We start from the raw sequence: 18,065 nt of genomic DNA, 5'->3' as shown, positions 1-18,065 counted from the left end.
ATTGAAAGCAGGGGTCCTATGAAAAAGAAAAGTTTTATTAGAAGCCTTATGGTGTCCTATCTATGGACCGCCATACTGCCTCTTGCTGTGATACTGGGTATTTTCTTTGTAAATACAGTTAAAAATTCTCAAAACATTGTAGAGGAGAAGGCTGAATCATCAGCCCGCCTCATCTCAGCCCAGATCCAGTCCCTTATGGATAATATGTCCTTTCTCAGTGTCCACCTGGTGAACAATATCATGTTCAGCGCGAAGGGACTTAACTATCCTCATAATACTCTGGTGAAGGAGGAGCAGTACTATTCAGGAATACAGTCAGAGTGCTGTTCCTACGCTATTGAGGATTCTCTGTACCGTGTTATCTTTTTTACGGACCGGGGCTATTATATAAAAAGTGAAGAATACAATGTAGACTACAACTGCAGGTACCGCCTGCCGGGGGAAGAGCTGGAGGGGATCGGATGGCTTGAGACAGCCAGAACTAATTATGGGAAAAGTCTTATCCTGCCGGTGAACGGGCATAAGATACCGCTGGATGACAGGAAGACGCTGACACTGGCAAGAGCTATCCGGGATCCCGGGAAGGTGGTGGGATATTTGTGTATACAGGTGGAGGCAGAATATCTGGATGAAATTTTTAAGATCGGAGAGCAGTCAGGGGCAGAGGTCCTGCTTTTTGACAGCAGCCAGGGAGAAACAGTATATTCCACGTCAGGCTTTCCCTCAGAGCTTGTACGGACAGAGGATCAGACGGCAGATTTAAGTCTGCTTGAGAAAGATTATCTGGTGATAAGGGAAGAGGAATTGAATGGACTGACTACAGTTCTTATATCACCCAGGAAGGAGATCTATGCCTCTGCACTGCAGGAGATATGTATCCTTTTAGTGGAGGGGATAGGACTTCTGGTACTGACTGTATTTTTTATATGCTATTATACCAGAAAAATGACGAAGCCTCTGAAGGTTCTGACAGCCCAGATGTCCAGTATGACTCTTGAAAACCTGAATGCGGGGGAAGAGAATACAGTCCCGCCGTCTTATGATGAGATCCGTTATCTGTATGAAGGGTACCAGGATATGCAAAGACATCTGGATCAGATGATACAGAAGGAAATAGCGAGCAAAACACTGCGGATCCAGGAGCGCTTAAGTTCGCTTCAGGCCCAGATCAATCCTCATTTTCTATATAATACTCTGAATGTCATTGGCATAATGGGGAGCGAGGCACGTCAGCCGCGGATATATAGAGCATGCCTGAGGCTGTCATCCCTTCTGCGGTATTCCATAGCAGACAAAAATGATAGTGCAAGCACTATTGGCATGGAGATTGAAAATATAACAGGATATCTGGAACTGATGAAGCTGCGTTTTGAACACCATGTTGAATACAGGATACAATGTGGACAGGAATTGGAAAATGTGGAAGTTCCAAGGCTGTTTCTGCAGCCATTTGTGGAAAATGTATTTGAACATGCGTATAACGGAGAGCAGAGGGTAGTGCATATACTCATATCCTGCAGACAGGAAGGAGAATGGACGGCTGTTTCTGTGATGGATGACGGAAGAGGTATGGGGGAGGAAGAACTGGAACATTTGAAGGAGAGGATAGAAGAACATAAAAATACTCCGGTATCTGAACAGATTAAAAAAATGAAAGACGGGATCGGTGTGGAAAACACTATCATGAGGCTGAGTTTCTTTTTGGGGGAAGATTTCAGGTATTCACTGGAAAACAGGGAGGAAGGAGGTTTCAGAGTTTTACTGATGATAAAGAGGAAGGTGACAGAAGAAGATGAGAAGGATCAGAGCGCTGATTGTGGAGGATGAGCCGCCGACAGCCAGATTTATAAAGGCTCTGGTGGAGCAGGAAGAGGATTTTGAGGTGGCGGGGATCTGTGAGAGCGGTGAGGACGCTTTGAAATTTTTGGGATCAGGCTGTAAGGCAGATCTTGTGCTGAGTGATATCCGTATGGCCCAGATGGATGGACTGGAGCTTTTAAAAGCTGTCCGCAGGATGGATCAGAATATATATATGATCATTATCAGCGGCTACAAGATGTTTGAGTACGCAAAAGAGGCCATCAGGCTGAACATTGAGGATTATATCACAAAGCCCATTGAACCAGGGGAATTTTCACAGGTACTTGGTAAGGTAAGAAAGCAGTTTCAGGAGGAGGAGCGTCTCAGAAGGCAGGATTGTCTGGAAAAGGCGCTGCGTTATAAAAGTGAAAAGGATTTCCGGGAAGGACTGGGAGGGGAAGAGGCTGGGATTACGGCCATTTACATGAGCGGCGGACCGGGAGAATGGATCGGACAGTTTAATACAGAGCTGCCGGATATACTGTCCGTCACTCACAGGGAAATACTTCTGCTTTTTTATGAAGCAGGTAAGACTCCTCCTGTGTGGAAGGTTTTGAACAGGCTTTGGGCAAAGACATGCATAGTACTGGAAATTAAGCAGGCAGTCTTCCGGGGGGACGGTATCCGGCAGGTAAAGAGGATCTGCCATAAAGTCCAGGAACTGACTGTTTTGGGAAAGCGGATTAAAAAGTCATATGATAGCCTGGAACAGATAGAGGGACCTGTATCTGTGAAAGAGCTTCCTCTGTCAGAAAAAGTCAGGATGAATATCAGGGCCCAGAACTGGGAGGAGATCTTAAGAGGAGTCAGGAAGCAGTTTGAGGAATGGGAGGGACAGGAAGAGTCGCTGTACAGGATGAGGTACTGCCTGAGAGAGCTGGGAGAAGTTTTCCGTGAAGGGGGGATATTAAGCACGGAGGGCGAAGTTTTCCAGGAAGAGATACTGGATGGCATCAGGTATGCTGATTCCTATGAGGAGCTGAGGGATTCAGTCCTGGAGCTGTTCAGGGAGCAGCTGGCAGACAGCCAGAGGTCAAGGGCGGAGAAAAAGGAGATGGATATTTTCAGCAGTATCCTCAGTCTGATAGACAGGAATATGGAGAAGAATTATTCCCTGTCGGAGATCTGCCAGGTCTATGGGGTCAGCCAGCCTTATATCCGCAAGATCTTCAGGAAATATACACATTGCACTTACAGTAAATATGTGTCAGACAAGAAAATTGCCTTTGCAAAACAGCTTATAGAATCAAACCCTGATATACTGATTAAAGATGTTGCGGAAGCTGTGGGTGTGGAGACATTTTATTTCAGCAATATTTTCAGCAAGAGTACAGGGATGACGCCCTCTGAATATAAGATCCTGAGTAAAGAGAATAAGTAAAAAAGTAAGTAAAGGAAAAGGACGGCTCAGCATGTACTGGTCACGGGATAATATTACCGCTAAATATGAATGAGACAGGGCACTGGGAATTTTTTCTTGACATATATAGATTGCCGATATATTATATAGATAGTATATCGGCAATCTATATAAGGAGGGGATTATTAATGAAAGTTGACAAAACTCTTGTGTCAGGAAGCACAGCGATGCTTCTGCTGAAGCTTTTATCTGAAAAGGACATGTATGGCTATGAAATGATCGAGGTCCTGCGGAACCGTTCACAGAATGTATTTGAATTGAAGGCGGGTACCCTGTATCCTCTGCTTCATACACTGGAGGATAAGAATTATTTGAATTCTTATGAAAGCGATGCGGCAGGAAAGACAAGGAAATATTATTCGATCACGAAAACAGGCAGAAAGATATTGTCTGAGAAACAGGAGGAATGGAAGGTATATTCGGAGGCAGTGGCAAATGTTCTCAACCTGGGAGGTGCCGTATGAATACAGACGAATATATAAATACACTGACAGAACAAATACGGTGCAAAAAAGCCAGACATGCTGTGGCAGAAGAAATCCGGGCGCATATTGAAGACCAGAAGCAGGAATACCTCTGCGAAGGGGCAGATGAGGCGGAGGCAGAAGAAATGGCGGTAAAGGAAATGGGGGATCCCATAGAGGCTGGTGTGGCATTGGATACAATACACCGTCCCAAAATGGCATGGGGGATGATTGCTCTGATGAGTGTATTAAGTATTCTCGGCCTTGTTCTGCAGTATCTTGTACATCTGGATTTATCAAAGCTTCAGGATAACGTGAATTATCCGGGGAGCCCGGTGCGGTATATAATTGACGGAATTACTCCTAATACTGTGATCGTAGTCATTCTTGGTCTGGCGGCAATGATATTAGTCTGCTATCTGGATTACAGCCGGATTGGGCTCAGGTCAAAAGAAATCACGGTTTTTTTATTTTTGGCCATCATATTATGGCAGTGGGCGGCAGGGCTGAAGGTCAATGGACGCCAGGACTGGATACCGGTTGGAAGTATAGAGGTAAGTATCAGTATGCTTATCTATTTGTTTATACCGCTGTATGCAGGGATCATTTATAACAACAGGGGCAAAAGCTATATGGGCTTTTTTGAGAGTATTTTATGGATGCTTCCGGCTCTGTTCATTTCCATACGGATTCCCAGCGCCGTGACAACCATAGTTTTGTTACTGACATTTGCTGTTATCCTGACAGCAGCAGTTTCCCGCGGCTGGTTCAGAGTTTCCAGGAAGTATACTATAGGGGGAATGTGGGCGGCTATAGCATTATTTCCGGCTTTTTTGTATATACTGGCAAAATGTTTTGGAAATGAGTATCAGATCTACAGGCTGCAGGCGTATGCAGGCAGGCTGACACAGTGGATTACAAATCCTGATGGGAATATATTTTATCTGACTAAACCTGTGAATCAGATGTTATCAGGCGGCAGGCTTATAGGAGCCGGGGAGCTGCCGGATACAGCAGCGGCAGTTCTTGGAAAAGGGAATTATTATATGCTGACTTATGTGGCGGCGTTTTACGGAATCCTGGCAGCGGCGGCATTGGCTGGTGCAGTAATATTTGTTTTCTTCAGGTTTTTCAGGATCTCGCTCAGACAGAAAAACCAGCTGGGAATGATAATGGGTGCAGGGTGTTCTGCTGCCTTTTTGCTTCAGACAGCTGCCTATATCATAAACAATCTGGGGATAATTCCTACGGAGATTAATGCCCCCTTTATTTCTTACGGCGGAGCCGGGACAGTTGTCACGTATATACTTTTGGGGTTATTGCTGAGTATTTACCGTTATCAAAATGTTTTACCGGCCGGTATATTACAGGAGCATTATACAGGAAAACCTCAGAATCACAGCTCATAGAAAGCCCCTGAGAAATCCGAATTACCCATAAAAAGAATTATTTTGGGAGAAGTTCAGTTTCTCAGGGACTTTTCTGTGTTCTGATCAAATGCTGCTATTCAACAGTTTCATCAAGCCAGCCCTGCCCATTTATAAACAGCCATGCCCAGCGCTGGTGGGTATCCCAATTCTGTGACGGAGTCAGCACATATCCGTCGGAAGGTTCTAAAGTTTTATCAGGGAGTATTGTTTTACCGCCGCTGTAAACCTTTGTAAATGTATAAGCTTTGCCGTCAATTTCCACTTCCAGGGGATCAGTGTCATGAGTTGTGGTGAATACTACATTGCCAAGCAGCTGCAGATTTTTTTCGTCTGCGCCACAGGCGTCTGATGTTTTGGCTTCTTCCTGGTTTTCAGTGATATAAGGAGTTCCGTTCTCGTCTTCTGCATAGTAATATTCCCACGGATCTTTGGCTCCGGCGTCAGAACTTTTATAGGCAAAGTAATAAGAGGCCGGGGAAACGACCTGTTCCCAGGAGGTCAGGTTCTTAAGACCGAAGAACTGGTAACACACTACAGTCAGATCACGGTCCATTCCTCCGCCAGACTGAACCATATGTGTGTATACGCTGGCGATATCATAAGTTTTTGTGAGTATTGTCCCGCCTTCCGGGCCGGTCACATTTTGAGTGTCCACACAGATTTCCATAGTAGTGTATACGGGTGTGAAGGGCCAGTAAACATATGGAACCGAGATCTGAGTTTCCATTGTACCAGTTTGAATGGAATAGTCTTCACCTGGATTTAGTACCAGAGTATCACCGTATTTGCTGTGAAGGGTAATCGTAATGTCGCTGTTTGCCAGCGCTGAAGCGTCAGTTCCTTCAGGCCAGGAGATATAAAAATTATCTGTCAGATAATCGCAGAGTATGGGCTTTTCTCCATCACCGATCCATGTCCAGACAGCAGAATTATCTGTATCAGGCTGTGCTTCCAGGGGAGAAAATCCTGCCTCCGGGAGTACCAGATCATCATATCCGGCGGCCCCATTTCCCTGCTCCTCGATAGTCTTTATCTGGCCATCAGGAGATTTTCTGGATGAAAATTCACGTCCATATATGTAAATATGGACAGGAAAGCTTTGGTCTTCTATTGTCTCACCATTATATTTTATGCCGCTGACTGTAAAGGTGAGATTGTAGTGGCCGTTGCCGTCGCCGCCGATCGCGCTCCATTCTATTCCTCCATTGTCAACAGGGTAGCTGCCATTATTCCATTCTAAATCACCGCTTTCCAGTGTATAAGTAAGCTGACCATCTGTCCAGCTGCCTTCCAGGGTATCAGCTTTCAGTGTAAGAAAATCAGCATTATATCCATCGCCTTCTGAAACACGTACACGTGCGTCAGTAACGTCTATATTCCTGTCATCAACTGCACTTCCGTCCGGCAGCTTTAGCGTTAAGACAGCAGAAGTATTGCTGTCATAAGTCACATCAATTCCGTTTTCTGCTTTTAATGTAGAATTCCCGTCTGTAAATGCTTCACCGTATAAATCGCTTTTGATTGTCAGGGCTGGTGTCTGCACATCAGCCGCGAAGCTGACCGAAGGTGCCATAAAAATAGTGAAAGCCGCCGAAGCCATCAGTGTTTTGACGCTCCAATGAATTGTCTTTGTTTTTGCCATGTAATAACCTCCCTAATAAAATTTGATAAATATATTATAGGTTTTTGGATTTGTGCAATCAATTCGAAACAGGTGAGGCATTTATGCAGGAACTGCATAATAACATTACAATATTGCGCTGATTTGACTTTTATAAGAATGCTATATGCGAGATATATATAATATTAATGCTTAAACTGCATAAATGGAAGAAATAAACGAATTGATTTAATAAAAACCAGAAAATATAATAAATATACAACAAAAATCAATGTGAATTTATGGAAGTAAAGACAGGTTCACATCTGTAAAAACAAAGGCACAGAAGGAGGGAAAGTAAAAAAAAATAAGGCATGAAGGCGAGAAGACGGCAGTTAAACACAAAATTATCAGGAGGTAAAAAAATGAACAGAAAGTTAAATAAGGGATATGCACTGGCTATGGCGGCAGTACTGGGAATATCGGTGGTGCCAGGCGGCAGTTACGTCATGGCGGCCGGGGATGGTGCGGCGGCTGAGGAAAATGCAGCTGCAGAAAATGCATACTTTCATTCGGAGAATGCAGATGAGGTAAATATACAGGATACAGGAGTCTATACTATTATTTTAAAGGCAAATGAAGGCTGGAGCTTTACGCTGGCGGACAACGTGGATGTGACGCCGTGGCTGGTGGATGAAGAGGGCAGTCCTGTTTTCACCGATACGGAGGGCATTGCCTTCACCCAGAATGGTGAGGAAGGGCCGGCAGTAGAAGGAAATACCCTGAAAATCAACATAGATGCATCTAAGATCAGCGGTTTTACCAGCAATGGGAAAGGTGATATCTATGTGCTGCCGCCGTCTGACAGTATGTGGGTGGCAGGTGAGAATAAGGGATTCTACAAAGCAACAGCTGAGTGGGCAGGCTGCTATACGATTCCGAAGGTAGAGGTCATAGGACAGATTGATGGCAGCAAGGAAAAAGAATTTATTCTTGAGGAGGATACTGTTACACTGGCTCTGGACGGGGAAGGGCTGGATGACAGCCTGATCGACAGCAGTGAAGCTGTCATAGAGATCGTGGATGGCGACGGCTATTATGTCTCAGATTTTGTATTTACGCCCGGCTCTATTGGCGAAACCTGGACAAATGGGGAAAACACTTATTCCATGTCAGCAGAGGATATTTCTTTTGACAATGGTGGCTATGATGTAGTAGATGGAGGAAGAGGCTGGTCACAGCAGGGCGGCGACGGAAACGGAAATTATAATATCAGTATCGGTCTTAGCGGACTTAAATATAACGGGCTGCCATTGTCGGATGTAAAGATCCCTCTGCATGTTTACTGCTACGGACGTACATTTACTGTAGAAGGGGGAAGCCTTATTGCTGAGAGCCAGCCGAAGTGGACATCTTCAGCAGAAGACAATATACCTGTGCTGTGTGATGTGTACCCGGATGAACTGTATGCCGTGTGGCCTCTGGGATTTGATGCTTCTGGCCTGACATCAGAGGACTTTACACTGACTCTTTGCAGCGAATACGGGGACGAGCTTGTCCTGGAGGCAGGGAAAGACTACAGCGCAGTATCAGAGAAGGGACGCTCCGTTATCACAGTAAACTATATGAACTGGTCATTTACACCTGTCTATACCACTTTAAGAGTAGATGTTAATACGGATGCTCTTGTATGGGATCAGGAGATGTACCGTGCAGATACGATTTCCTGCACATATGATATCGCCAGTGTATACGCTTATTATACATTGAGCGGAGGACTCTCAGGAACTCTGTCGTGGACCTTCTACGGCCTGGAGGGATTTGATTCCTGGGAACAGTTATACGATGCACCGACTTACCGGCTGGCATACGTGGATGAAGGCGGAACGAAAAATTATTATGCTGAGGATGAAAATGGAAACGGTATTCTGGTGGATTCTGAGCAGAAAGCAATCTCCTATGATGCATCTGAGGACTGCAGCACAGCGGTGATCAATCAGGTGGCATATGTCACAAGAAGAGAAGATATGACAGAAGAGAAAGAAGCGGACGGTCAGGTCATTACTTTCAGTAAAGAATACGACAACGTGGAGTATACTTTAAGAACGCCTGACAAAGCAGTGGGGGTTACAGCAAAACCCGGTTATGCTTTGGGAAGCGCCTGGGATACATATCTGAGGTGGCCGTGGCAGACCTTCATTAACACTGGATACCAGGGAGGAACAAAATAAGGGCAATTAATATGCCAGAATTAAATAAGTCTTACAAACTGCTCAGCGGCTGCGCTGAGCTTTTTGTTTTTCCGGTATACAAGGTCTATGTAGGTGGTGATCTGCGGTATGATCTCTACAATGGAAATATTGGGATTTGACAGCTTCTGAATGGGCTTTTGTGTCAGAAGGGCAGTCCCCAGCCCTTTTTCCACAAGGTCAAGCATGTTTTCAGAGCGCAGGCCGGTATAGCCGATGTGGGGTTCAAATCCGGCGCTCTTGCAGGAGTTGATGCAGAGCTGGTACATGAAAGTGTCCTTTGTCAGAAGAAGCAGTGTCTCCCCGGACAGCTCTGACAGGTGCAGAGTCTTCCTGCGGGCCAGCGGGTGTGCTGCCGGAAAGACAGCAGCAAGGGTATCCTCAGCAAAATGGATATGTTCAAAGCCGTGATGTCCATTGGCGCTGCTGCGGATAAAGGCCAGCTCCAGCCGGTCATTCTGAAGATTGTCTATCAGCTGGACCGTGTCCCCCTCAATCAGATCCAGGGAATAATCAGGGTATTTCTGCTGGTAGAGAAACAGTGCATCTGTGATATGGTACTGGGTCATGGACGGGATCGAGCCGATAGAAAGTGAGATATGATTGTTTTTCTTGAAGTCAAGCAGTACGTCCTGATACTGTTCCTGAAGCAGCATAATATGTTCTGCATAGGGCAGAAAAAGGCGTCCCGCTTCCGTGAGCGAGACTTTTCTGGTGGTGCGGTCCAGGAGCCGGATATCCAGCTCATCCTCCAATGTCTTGATATGCCTGGACAGAGAGGACTGTCCCATATAGAGGGAGTCAGCTGCTTCCAGATAGTTTCCGGTCCTGGCCAGAATGACAAACTCCTTTAAATAATTAATTTCCATAAGCGTCTCTCCATTTATAAAATGCAGCCAAGAATCCCGGCATATCTATTCGCAGCCGCTGTCCCCCTGTACCCAGCTCTGCACAAATCCCAGAAACTGTTTTCCGGCCATAGAAGGTTTTCTGTCTTTTACATATGCCAGCTGGATGGCAGTGTTGATATAGGGGACGATGTCCACCAGAGATATGTCAGGACCCGCGTATGACAAGGTAGGTTTCTTTGTCAGCAGGGCGATTCCCATGCCCCTTTTGACCAGATCCATGATGTTTGCGGCCCGGTGGCTGGTAAAAGAGATGTCAGGTGTAAAGCCGGCGTCCTGGCAGGAGGAAATACACAGATTATACATCAGGGTACCTTTATTTAGCAGGATAAAACGCTCATCCCTGAGCTGTTCGAGAGTAACGAAAGGCTTGCTGGCCAGAGGGTGTGAGGTGGGAAGTACGGCTACCATATGGTCTGTATCAAAGGTAATAGTGTTTAGCTCATGTTCTGTATCCTCAAATTCCCTTAAAAATGCAAAATCACATGTCTCATTCCGAAGCATTTCTACAGACTGCACTGTATCCCCTTCGATGATATCCAGCTTGACATGGGGGTTTTTTGTCTGGAATGCCGAGAGCACGTCATAGATATGGTACTGTGTCATCACTGGAATAGAAGCGATTGTGAGCCGGGAATTGCTGTCCTCCAGCTGGCTGCTGAGGGCAGCAGAACATTCTGTATATAGTTCATCCAGTTTTATGGCATACGGAAGCAGGGTCTGGCCGAAGCTGTTCAGCTTTACCTTCCTGGTAGTGCGGTCAAACAGAGGAGCTCCCAAATCTGCTTCCAGAGATTTTATATGTTTGGACAGGGTGGACTGGGAAATAAAAAGGGTTTCTGCCGCCTGCAGATAGTTCCCGGATTTAGCTAATATAACGAATTCATGTATGTGATCCAGTTTCATTAGACGTTCCTTCTTTTGTAATTGCTGTTTTAAGAGACAGTGTAGACTTATAGATTCTATATCGATTCTAAATTGTTTTGTTGAATTTGTCAATATGTACAAAGTGAAATGAATTATGACATAAAATCCGTGAAATAGACGAAAGAATGAATAAAACAGGCAGATGGTGAAATATGATTTATCCTGTTTTGGAATAAATAGAGGCTTAACTTGAATTGATTGTGTAAAATGATTCGATTATAATCAGATTATAGAAGTTCAGTATACAAATTGACGAACCAAAAGAGAAGCAATACAGGAACGGGTTTGGAAGATGATACGGAACAGAAACTTAAATGCAAAAGCATTTAGCAAATTTTAAGAAGGTGAGGTAATAACTATGAAAAAGAAACTGGTGGCACTTATGATGGTGGGCTGTATGGTGGGGACCCTTGCAGGAGGAAGCATGTCGGTGTGCGCGGCCGGCAGCGGGAAAACAGATACCGTAACTGTAGGAATCCTTTCGGACCCGGAAAATATGGGACCGTGGTCAGGAATGTCACAGGGGCGTATCGCAATGTTGTTTTCTGTGTATGAATACATGATCACACGCGAAGACGGACAGGTATACGGAGTTCTGGCAAAGAACTGGGAACAGGTGGATGCCCAGACATATAAGGTAGAGCTTTATGATTATATCCACGATGCGGCAGGCAACCCGCTGACAGCATCCGATATCGTTTTCAGCTTTGAATCGGCAATAGCTACTAAAAACTACGGAAAGCTTTCTGTAGTGGAGAGCGTAACAGCCATTGATGATTATAATGTAGAATTTAAATTTAATAAGGCCCTTGAAATCGGAGAGTTTGAAAATGTCATGCTGGAATGTGCGATCGTGACACAGGCAGCATATGAAGCTTCTAAAGACCAGATGGCAACTACTCCTGTCGGGACAAGCGCATATCTGGTAGAGAGCTACGTTCCGGGTTCAGAACTGATCCTGAAGGATACGGGCAATTACTGGCAGACAGACGAATCTCTTGTACACGGAACCAGCCTCCACAACGCTGAAGAAATAAAGTTTTCTGTGATTACAGAAGCTTCCCAGCACACAGTAGCTCTTCAGACAAATGCAGTGGATATCTCCAATGGTGTGCCGGATACGGATGTTGCGAAATTTAATGAAGGCGGAGAGTATTCAGAAGGAAATGCAGTGTCTATCATCCTGGACAATCTTTCCTTTGATATTGAATACAACATGTCTGATAACTCTGTATTTAAGGACGACAAGAACCTGAGGCTCGCTATGGCCTATGCGATCGATAAAGAGGGTCTGAATATTGGAGCATTCAACGGAAACGGCGCAGCCATCAAGGATTTTGGAAATTCCAGCTATCCTGATTATAATCCTGAGTGGGACAATGAAGAGTATTTTGACTATAACGTGGACACAGCAAAAGAGTACCTGGCCCAGTCCGGCTATGATGGCTCAGCCCTCACACTGATGTATACAAATACAGGCGCCCAGGAACTGCTTGCCCAGATGCTTCAGGCCTATTGGGGACAGATCGGTGTCAATGTAGAACTGCTGGGATATGACCAGATGATGGCACAGCAGGAACAGTATAATCCGGAAGCCTTTGATGTGCTGCTGAAGACAACAGGATCTACCGATTATATTGTCAATCAGTGGAAACTCTGCTGGGATGCCAGAGATTATCAGGAGGTTACAGGCGGAACTGCCAACTTTGTACAGGACGATGAACTGCAGAAACTGATGGAGGCCTGCTTAAATGTTGAAACCTACGGTCCGGAAACGATTGATGCGGTCCATGATTACCTGGTAGAGACCTGCTATGGCTACGGCGTTGTGCAGGGTACGATCAACATCGTTCATTCTGAGAAGATCAGTGATGTGGCGCTGGATTCAAGAAAGCAGATCCTTCCTGGTGCATGCGTATATGCTGAATAAACTTTGAAGGTGAAGAGAGCCTCGAAATTTTTTGAGGCTCCCTTCATTTCGCGAGAGGAAAGGGGTTTTCATACTTATGTGGAAATATATTATAAAGCGTTTATTGTGGATGATTCCTGTACTGCTTGGAATTTCGATTGTTATCTTTACTATCATGTATTTCTGCCCCGGAGATCCGGCGGCATCCATTCTGGGCAACTCCGCCACACCTGCCGCGATCGCGGAAAAGCGTGCGGAGATGGGGCTGGATCAGCCTTATATGGTCCGTCTTCTCAGCTATCTGAACCAGGTCTTCCTGCATTTTGATCTGGGGGATTCTTATTTTCAGAATCAGTCTGTCATGTCCGGTATATTATACCGCCTTCCTTACACAGCCACTATTGCATTTATCTGTATCCTTCTGCAGATCGTAATCGGAACTCCGCTTGGGATCACGGCGGCAGTGCACCAGAATGGCCTGGCAGACAGGATATGCATGGTTATTGCACTGGCGGGTGTATCAATACCGGGATTCTGGCTGGCTATGATGCTGGTGCTCTTCTTTGCTGTAAAATTGGGCTGGCTTCCTCCGTATGGCGTCGGCGGGCTGCAGTATTTCATACTGCCGTGCGTGGCGAATGCATTTGCGGGCATCGCTTCCCAGGCAAGGCAGACCAGGTCCAGCATGCTGGAAGTTATCCGTTCTGATTATATTGTGACGGCCAGGGCAAAGGGGTTGTCTGAGAGAGAGATCCTCTATAAGCATGCGCTGCCCAATGCCCTGATCCCCATCATCACGGTAGTGGGAAATGGCATGGGAATGATGCTGGGCGGGACAGTAGTCATTGAGTCGGTATTTTCAATTCCGGGTATTGGCATGTACACCACCTCGGCGATCAACAACCGTGACTATCCTATTGTTATGGGAGGAGTTCTGTTCCTTGGAGCTTTATTCAGTCTGATCATGCTTCTTGTAGATGTTATTTATGCATATGTGGATCCGCGTATCAAGGCCCAGTATGAAGGGCAGCAGAAGAGCTGGAGAAGGAGGAAGAAAGCAAATGGCTAATAGTGCAGCAGTATCAGTAAAAGTGCGTAAAAAAAAGGAGAGCCAGTTCAGTCTTGTGATGAAGCGCCTGAGCAAAAATAAACTTGCCATGGCCGGCTTTGTGATCATCCTGATCTTATTTCTTCTGGCAATCCTGTCATCCTGGATCATGCCCTACAATTATGACGAAATGAATATGGCGGAGAGGTTTGCAGGTCCGTCCTTAAAGCATCTGTGCGGTACAGATGAGATGGGCAGGGATATTTTCAGCCGTCTGCTCTACGGCGCCAGAGCATCTCTGTCATTAGGCTTCCTGGCTACGATCATTTCCACTGTCATAGGTATGGCGATCGGCTCTGTAGTCGGATATTTTGGAGGCATGGCCGACACTGTTATCATGCGTCTGGTAGATATCCTGCAGGCTATACCGGGCATCCTTCTGGCTATTGCCATTTCAGCGTGTCTTGGCAGCGGATTTATGAATACAGTCATTGCACTGTCCATCGGGGGGATACCTATGACAGTCAGGCTGCTCAGAGGTTCTATCATGGGAGTCAGAAAAATGGAATATCTGGAAGCTGCACAGACGATCAACTGCTCTGTGCCGCGGCTGATCATAAAACATATACTTCCCAACAGCATATCACCTATCATCGTATCAGTTACAATGGGAATCGGCAATACGATCCTCATGGCCGCCTCTTTAAGCTACATAGGGCTTGGCGTACAGCCGCCCACACCTGAGTGGGGCGCCATGCTTTCAGCTGCCAGGACTTATATGAGGGATTATTCTCATATGGTGCTGTTCCCCGGTCTTGCCATCGCTCTTGTGGTACTGTCCCTGAACATGCTGGGAGATGGACTGAGGGATGCACTGGATCCGAAACTAAAGAAATAGTGTAACTGTGGGAACACCGAAACAGTTACGAAATAGGAGGATGATATCGTGAATGCAAATAAAAAGGGAACCCCTTTTATTGAGGTAAAGAATCTGACGGTTCACTATACTTCTGAAGGTAAAGTGATCCATGCGGTAAACAATGTCTCCTTTTCGCTGGAAAAGGGAGAGACACTGGGACTGGTGGGGGAGACAGGCGCGGGCAAGACAACGATAGCGAAATCGATCCTGCGTATTCTGCCGGAGCCGCCTGCACAGGTGGACGGAGGAGAAATCCTGCTGGAAGGGAAAAATATCCTGGCCCTCTCAAATGATGATATGCGGAAGATCCGGGGGAGAAAGATATCCATGATCTTCCAGGATCCAATGACAGCGCTCAATCCTGTCATGCGTATCGGGAACCAGATCGCTGAGGGGATAGCGCTGCATGAGAAGGTATCCGGGAAAGCGGCGGAAGAAAAGGCTAAAAAGATGCTGGAGATGGTTGGGATACCGGGGTCCAGATACAGGGATTATCCGCACCAGTTTTCAGGAGGAATGAAGCAGAGGGTGGTCATTGCCATGGCTCTGGCATGCAGCCCGGACCTGCTTCTGGCGGACGAGCCCACAACGGCTTTGGATGTGACTATTCAGGCACAGGTGCTGGATATTATTAAAAATCTGCAGCAGGAATTAAATACAGCCATGATCATGATCACCCATGACCTGGGGATCGTGGCTGAGGTGTGTGATAACGTGGCAGTAGTTTATGCAGGTGAGGTGGTGGAATACGGAAGCAGGGAAGAGATATTTGATCATCCGTGGCATCCGTACACGGTGGGACTCTTTGGCTCTCTGCCGGATATCAATTCTGATGTAGAGCGGCTTTCACCCATAGCGGGTATGCCGCCTGACCCCAGCAATCTGCCGGAGGGATGTGCATTTGCACCCCGCTGTCCCTATGCGGCGGCAGAGTGCAGAAAGGCCGCCGTGGAACTAAAAAGCCTGGGAGGAACCCATATCTGCCGCTGCATCCGTCAAATGGAAGCGGTACAGGCGCCCGGAGCGGGCCATAACTGAGGCGGAAAGGAGAATTATGATGTCGGAAACTTTAATGGAAGTAAAACATCTTAAAAAATATTTTGATACGCCCAAGGGAATGCTTCACGCAGTTGATGATGTAACCTTTTCCATTGGAAAGGGAAAGACAATGGGTGTGGTGGGAGAATCCGGATGCGGTAAGTCCACTCTTGGACGCACGCTTATCCATCTCTATGAGAGTACAGACGGCCAGATCATATTTAAGGGGGAGGATATCACCCACGTGGGCAAGCACAAGATGCACAAGCTGAGAGAACAGATGCAGATCATATTCCAGGATCCCTTTGCATCTTTAAATCCCCGTATGACAGTGGAGGAGACAATACGGGAACCGTTGGAACTGACAGGGAAATTTAAAAAAGGTGAACTTCAGGATGAAACGGATCGTATTATGGAGATGGTCGGCATGGATGAGCGCCTGCGGTATGCTTACCCCCATGAGCTGGACGGGGGGAGAAGACAGCGCGTCGGCATCGGCCGGGCACTGGCGTTAAATCCGGCCTTCGTGGTATGTGATGAACCGGTCTCTGCACTTGATGTATCTATCCAGGCGCAGGTATTAAACCTCCTGCAGGATCTGCAGGAAAAGTCCGGTGTGACTTATATGTTTGTCACCCATGACCTTTCTGTTGTAAAGCACATCTCGGATAATATCTGTGTAATGTATCTGGGACAGCTGGTAGAGACCACCACATCAAAGGAATTGTTTGAAAATCCGCGGCACCCATACACGAAAGCGCTGCTTTCCGCTATTCCGTCTGTGGATATCCATAATAAAAAAGAGAGGATCATCCTGCAGGGTGAGATCGTATCACCTATTGAGCCAAAGCCCGGGTGCCGTTTTGCAGCACGCTGTCCCTACGCGGCAGAGAAGTGCAGGGAGCCCCAGAAGCTGCAGGAGATATCCAGGGATCATTTTGTATCCTGCTGCCGTCTGGGTGAAATCAACTGACATGACACTAAGAGTTAGGAGGAAGGGATATGAGAGCAGGCGCAGGAAAATCAGAAATTATTTTAAAGGATGATTATCTGGAAATCGAAAATTTTGCAGTTGTACATAAGACATTAAACGCACGGGCGTTAGTAATAGAAAGTGGACGTACACTGGTGATTCTGTCTATAGAGATCACTTCCCTGCCAAATGAGGGGGCGGAGGATCTAAAGGATATGATCGCCAGAAAGTATGGAGTAAAAAAAGAGGGCATCTGGATCTGTGTGACCCATACATTTTCTGCCCCTCACCTCTTGCCTGATTCCGTGCTGAAAGAGGAAGAAAAAATTGAGAAAAAAGCGCAGTACCGTGAGTGCATTTACAACGCATCCATGGAAGCGGCAGCGCAGGCATTTGCAGAACTGCAGCCTGTGACGGCGGGATTTGGCTCAGGGTACTGCGATATTAATACAAACCGGGATGTGGAGTTAAAAGACGGATGGTGGATCGGAGAAGGAGGACCCGGACTTGCAGATAAGACAGTCTCAGTTGTGAGGTTTGACAGGGAAGATAAAAGTCCGCTGGCCATCCTGTTCCATTATGGCATCCAGTCGTCTGTCCTGGACGGCTCTGCTCTGAGCGCAGGTGGAAAAGCAGTTTCTCCCGATGTGGCAGGGGTTGCCAGTGACTACATTGAAAAACAGTATGACAGCGGGACAGTGGGGCTTTTCCTTATGGGCGCGGCAGGTGATCAGGCCCCCGCAGAGAGGGCTATTAGTGAGACATTTGTATACGGTGAGCGGATCCGCACTGACCGCCAGGAGGAAGGCTTTGGGATCTGTGAGCGTCTTGGCAGTATGCTGGGAGAAGTAACCTGCCATATTGCAAACAGGATAAAATCACAGGATGTGAAGGAAGAAGCCGAGATAGGAAGGATGACCTTCAGAGTTCCCGGTAAAGAGATGGAACGGGATCTAAAAAAGCTCCACCCAACAAGAGAATATCCGTTTACAGCAAATGGAGAAGCAGAGGTGCTGATAGAAGTGATGCGCATAGGGGAGCTTGCTCTGGTGGGGGTAAAGCCTGAACTGAACTGTGTCAGCGGCCTGGCAGTTAAGGCATGCTCACCTTTTGAACATACGCTTGTGTGCACAATGGTAAATGGAGGCGCCAAGTATATGGCGGACCGCACATCTTATGACAGGCTCACGTATGAGGCCATGAATTCCCCTTTTGGAAGAGGGGCGGCTGAAAAATTGACAAGGCAGGCAACAGAACTGCTGGACCGCATGGCGGCAAGTAAAACGCAGATATAAGACTTGTAACTGGCCGGCGGGGTAA

General features: G+C 46.6%; 14 protein-coding genes. 11 read left to right on the top strand and 3 right to left on the bottom strand.

What is annotated here, in order from left to right:
* Positions 1-18 precede the first annotated feature (18 nt).
* The 4 genes from NSB28_RS21470 to NSB28_RS21455 all read left to right on the top strand — a co-directional run bounded on the left by NSB28_RS21470 (position 19) and on the right by NSB28_RS21455 (position 5,153).
* Entirely contained in the window at positions 19-1,827 is a 1,809-nt protein-coding gene (locus NSB28_RS21470; RefSeq protein ID WP_109748557.1) for a cache domain-containing sensor histidine kinase, read from the top strand.
* Entirely contained in the window at positions 1,793-3,241 is a 1,449-nt protein-coding gene (locus NSB28_RS21465) for a response regulator transcription factor (RefSeq protein WP_109748556.1), read from the top strand. The genes NSB28_RS21470 and NSB28_RS21465 overlap by 35 nt, the downstream gene beginning before the upstream one ends.
* Positions 3,242-3,408: 167 nt before the next feature.
* Positions 3,409-3,744 (top strand): PadR family transcriptional regulator, encoded by a 336-nt coding sequence (locus NSB28_RS21460; RefSeq protein ID WP_109748555.1) that lies wholly within the window; start codon positions 3,409-3,411, stop codon positions 3,742-3,744.
* Positions 3,741-5,153, top strand: a complete 1,413-nt coding sequence (locus NSB28_RS21455) for an FtsW/RodA/SpoVE family cell cycle protein (protein ID WP_257517608.1) — start codon at positions 3,741-3,743, stop codon at positions 5,151-5,153. The genes NSB28_RS21460 and NSB28_RS21455 overlap by 4 nt, the downstream gene beginning before the upstream one ends.
* 94 nt (positions 5,154-5,247) lie before the next feature.
* Here the strand turns inward: NSB28_RS21455 and NSB28_RS21450 are convergent, their stop codons facing one another.
* Entirely contained in the window at positions 5,248-6,816 is a 1,569-nt protein-coding gene (locus NSB28_RS21450) for a hypothetical protein (RefSeq protein ID WP_109748553.1), read from the bottom strand.
* 383 nt (positions 6,817-7,199) lie between these two features.
* Between NSB28_RS21450 and NSB28_RS21445 the strand changes: the two genes are divergently transcribed.
* Entirely contained in the window at positions 7,200-9,005 is a 1,806-nt protein-coding gene (locus tag NSB28_RS21445; protein ID WP_109748552.1) for a hypothetical protein, read from the top strand.
* A gap of 20 nt (positions 9,006-9,025) precedes the next feature.
* Here NSB28_RS21445 and NSB28_RS21440 read toward each other — a convergent pair whose 3' ends face one another.
* A complete protein-coding gene (locus NSB28_RS21440; protein ID WP_109748551.1) occupies positions 9,026-9,892 on the bottom strand; it encodes a LysR family transcriptional regulator in 867 nt (288 codons plus the stop codon).
* A gap of 45 nt (positions 9,893-9,937) precedes the next feature.
* Positions 9,938-10,837: a LysR family transcriptional regulator gene (locus NSB28_RS21435; RefSeq protein ID WP_109748550.1), complete on the bottom strand. Its 900-nt coding sequence runs from the start codon at positions 10,835-10,837 to the stop codon at positions 9,938-9,940.
* A 379-nt stretch (positions 10,838-11,216) separates the two neighbouring features.
* On the opposite strand from NSB28_RS21435, the gene NSB28_RS21430 reads away from it, so the two are divergent.
* The 6 genes from NSB28_RS21430 (at position 11,217) to NSB28_RS21405 (ending at position 18,040) form a co-directional block, all read left to right on the top strand.
* Complete coding sequence (locus tag NSB28_RS21430) at positions 11,217-12,788, top strand: ABC transporter substrate-binding protein (RefSeq protein WP_109748549.1); 1,572 nt, start codon at positions 11,217-11,219, stop codon at positions 12,786-12,788.
* A gap of 76 nt (positions 12,789-12,864) precedes the next feature.
* The gene (locus NSB28_RS21425) at positions 12,865-13,836 is read left to right on the top strand and encodes an ABC transporter permease (RefSeq protein ID WP_109748548.1); all 972 of its coding nucleotides are present in this window, start codon (positions 12,865-12,867) and stop codon (positions 13,834-13,836) included.
* A complete protein-coding gene (locus NSB28_RS21420) occupies positions 13,829-14,713 on the top strand; it encodes an ABC transporter permease (protein WP_109748547.1) in 885 nt (294 codons plus the stop codon). The genes NSB28_RS21425 and NSB28_RS21420 overlap by 8 nt, the downstream gene beginning before the upstream one ends.
* 48 nt (positions 14,714-14,761) lie before the next feature.
* Positions 14,762-15,772 (top strand): ABC transporter ATP-binding protein, encoded by a 1,011-nt coding sequence (locus NSB28_RS21415; RefSeq protein ID WP_109748546.1) that lies wholly within the window; start codon positions 14,762-14,764, stop codon positions 15,770-15,772.
* 19 nt (positions 15,773-15,791) lie between these two features.
* Positions 15,792-16,745: an ABC transporter ATP-binding protein gene (locus tag NSB28_RS21410; RefSeq protein WP_109748545.1), complete on the top strand. Its 954-nt coding sequence runs from the start codon at positions 15,792-15,794 to the stop codon at positions 16,743-16,745.
* Positions 16,746-16,774: 29 nt separating this feature from the next.
* On the top strand, positions 16,775-18,040 hold the full coding sequence (locus NSB28_RS21405; RefSeq protein ID WP_109748544.1) for a hypothetical protein: 1,266 nt from the start codon (positions 16,775-16,777) through the stop codon (positions 18,038-18,040).
* Positions 18,041-18,065: the final 25 nt, after the last annotated feature.

It is taken from the genome of Murimonas intestini (genome assembly GCF_024622195.1).
Taxonomy (GTDB): domain Bacteria; phylum Bacillota; class Clostridia; order Lachnospirales; family Lachnospiraceae; genus Murimonas; species Murimonas intestini.
Note: the sequence above shows the minus strand (reverse complement) of the source record. Positions and strands in the feature narration are given on the sequence as shown.

Excerpts from the sequence above, each read along its gene's own strand:
- NSB28_RS21435 (WP_109748550.1), bottom strand. The coding sequence starts at position 10,837 with ATGAAACTGGATCACATACATGAATTCGTTATATTAGCTAAATCCGGG.
- NSB28_RS21430 (WP_109748549.1), top strand. The coding sequence starts at position 11,217 with ATGAAAAAGAAACTGGTGGCACTTATGATGGTGGGCTGTATGGTGGGG.
- NSB28_RS21465 (WP_109748556.1), top strand. The coding sequence starts at position 1,793 with ATGAGAAGGATCAGAGCGCTGATTGTGGAGGATGAGCCGCCGACAGCC.
- NSB28_RS21425 (WP_109748548.1), top strand. The coding sequence starts at position 12,865 with ATGTGGAAATATATTATAAAGCGTTTATTGTGGATGATTCCTGTACTG.
- NSB28_RS21460 (WP_109748555.1), top strand. The coding sequence starts at position 3,409 with ATGAAAGTTGACAAAACTCTTGTGTCAGGAAGCACAGCGATGCTTCTG.
- NSB28_RS21455 (WP_257517608.1), top strand. The coding sequence starts at position 3,741 with ATGAATACAGACGAATATATAAATACACTGACAGAACAAATACGGTGC.
- NSB28_RS21440 (WP_109748551.1), bottom strand. The coding sequence starts at position 9,892 with ATGGAAATTAATTATTTAAAGGAGTTTGTCATTCTGGCCAGGACCGGA.
- NSB28_RS21445 (WP_109748552.1), top strand. The coding sequence starts at position 7,200 with ATGAACAGAAAGTTAAATAAGGGATATGCACTGGCTATGGCGGCAGTA.
- NSB28_RS21405 (WP_109748544.1), top strand. The coding sequence starts at position 16,775 with ATGAGAGCAGGCGCAGGAAAATCAGAAATTATTTTAAAGGATGATTAT.
- NSB28_RS21410 (WP_109748545.1), top strand. The coding sequence starts at position 15,792 with ATGTCGGAAACTTTAATGGAAGTAAAACATCTTAAAAAATATTTTGAT.
- NSB28_RS21420 (WP_109748547.1), top strand. The coding sequence starts at position 13,829 with ATGGCTAATAGTGCAGCAGTATCAGTAAAAGTGCGTAAAAAAAAGGAG.
- NSB28_RS21470 (WP_109748557.1), top strand. The coding sequence starts at position 19 with ATGAAAAAGAAAAGTTTTATTAGAAGCCTTATGGTGTCCTATCTATGG.
- NSB28_RS21450 (WP_109748553.1), bottom strand. The coding sequence starts at position 6,816 with ATGGCAAAAACAAAGACAATTCATTGGAGCGTCAAAACACTGATGGCT.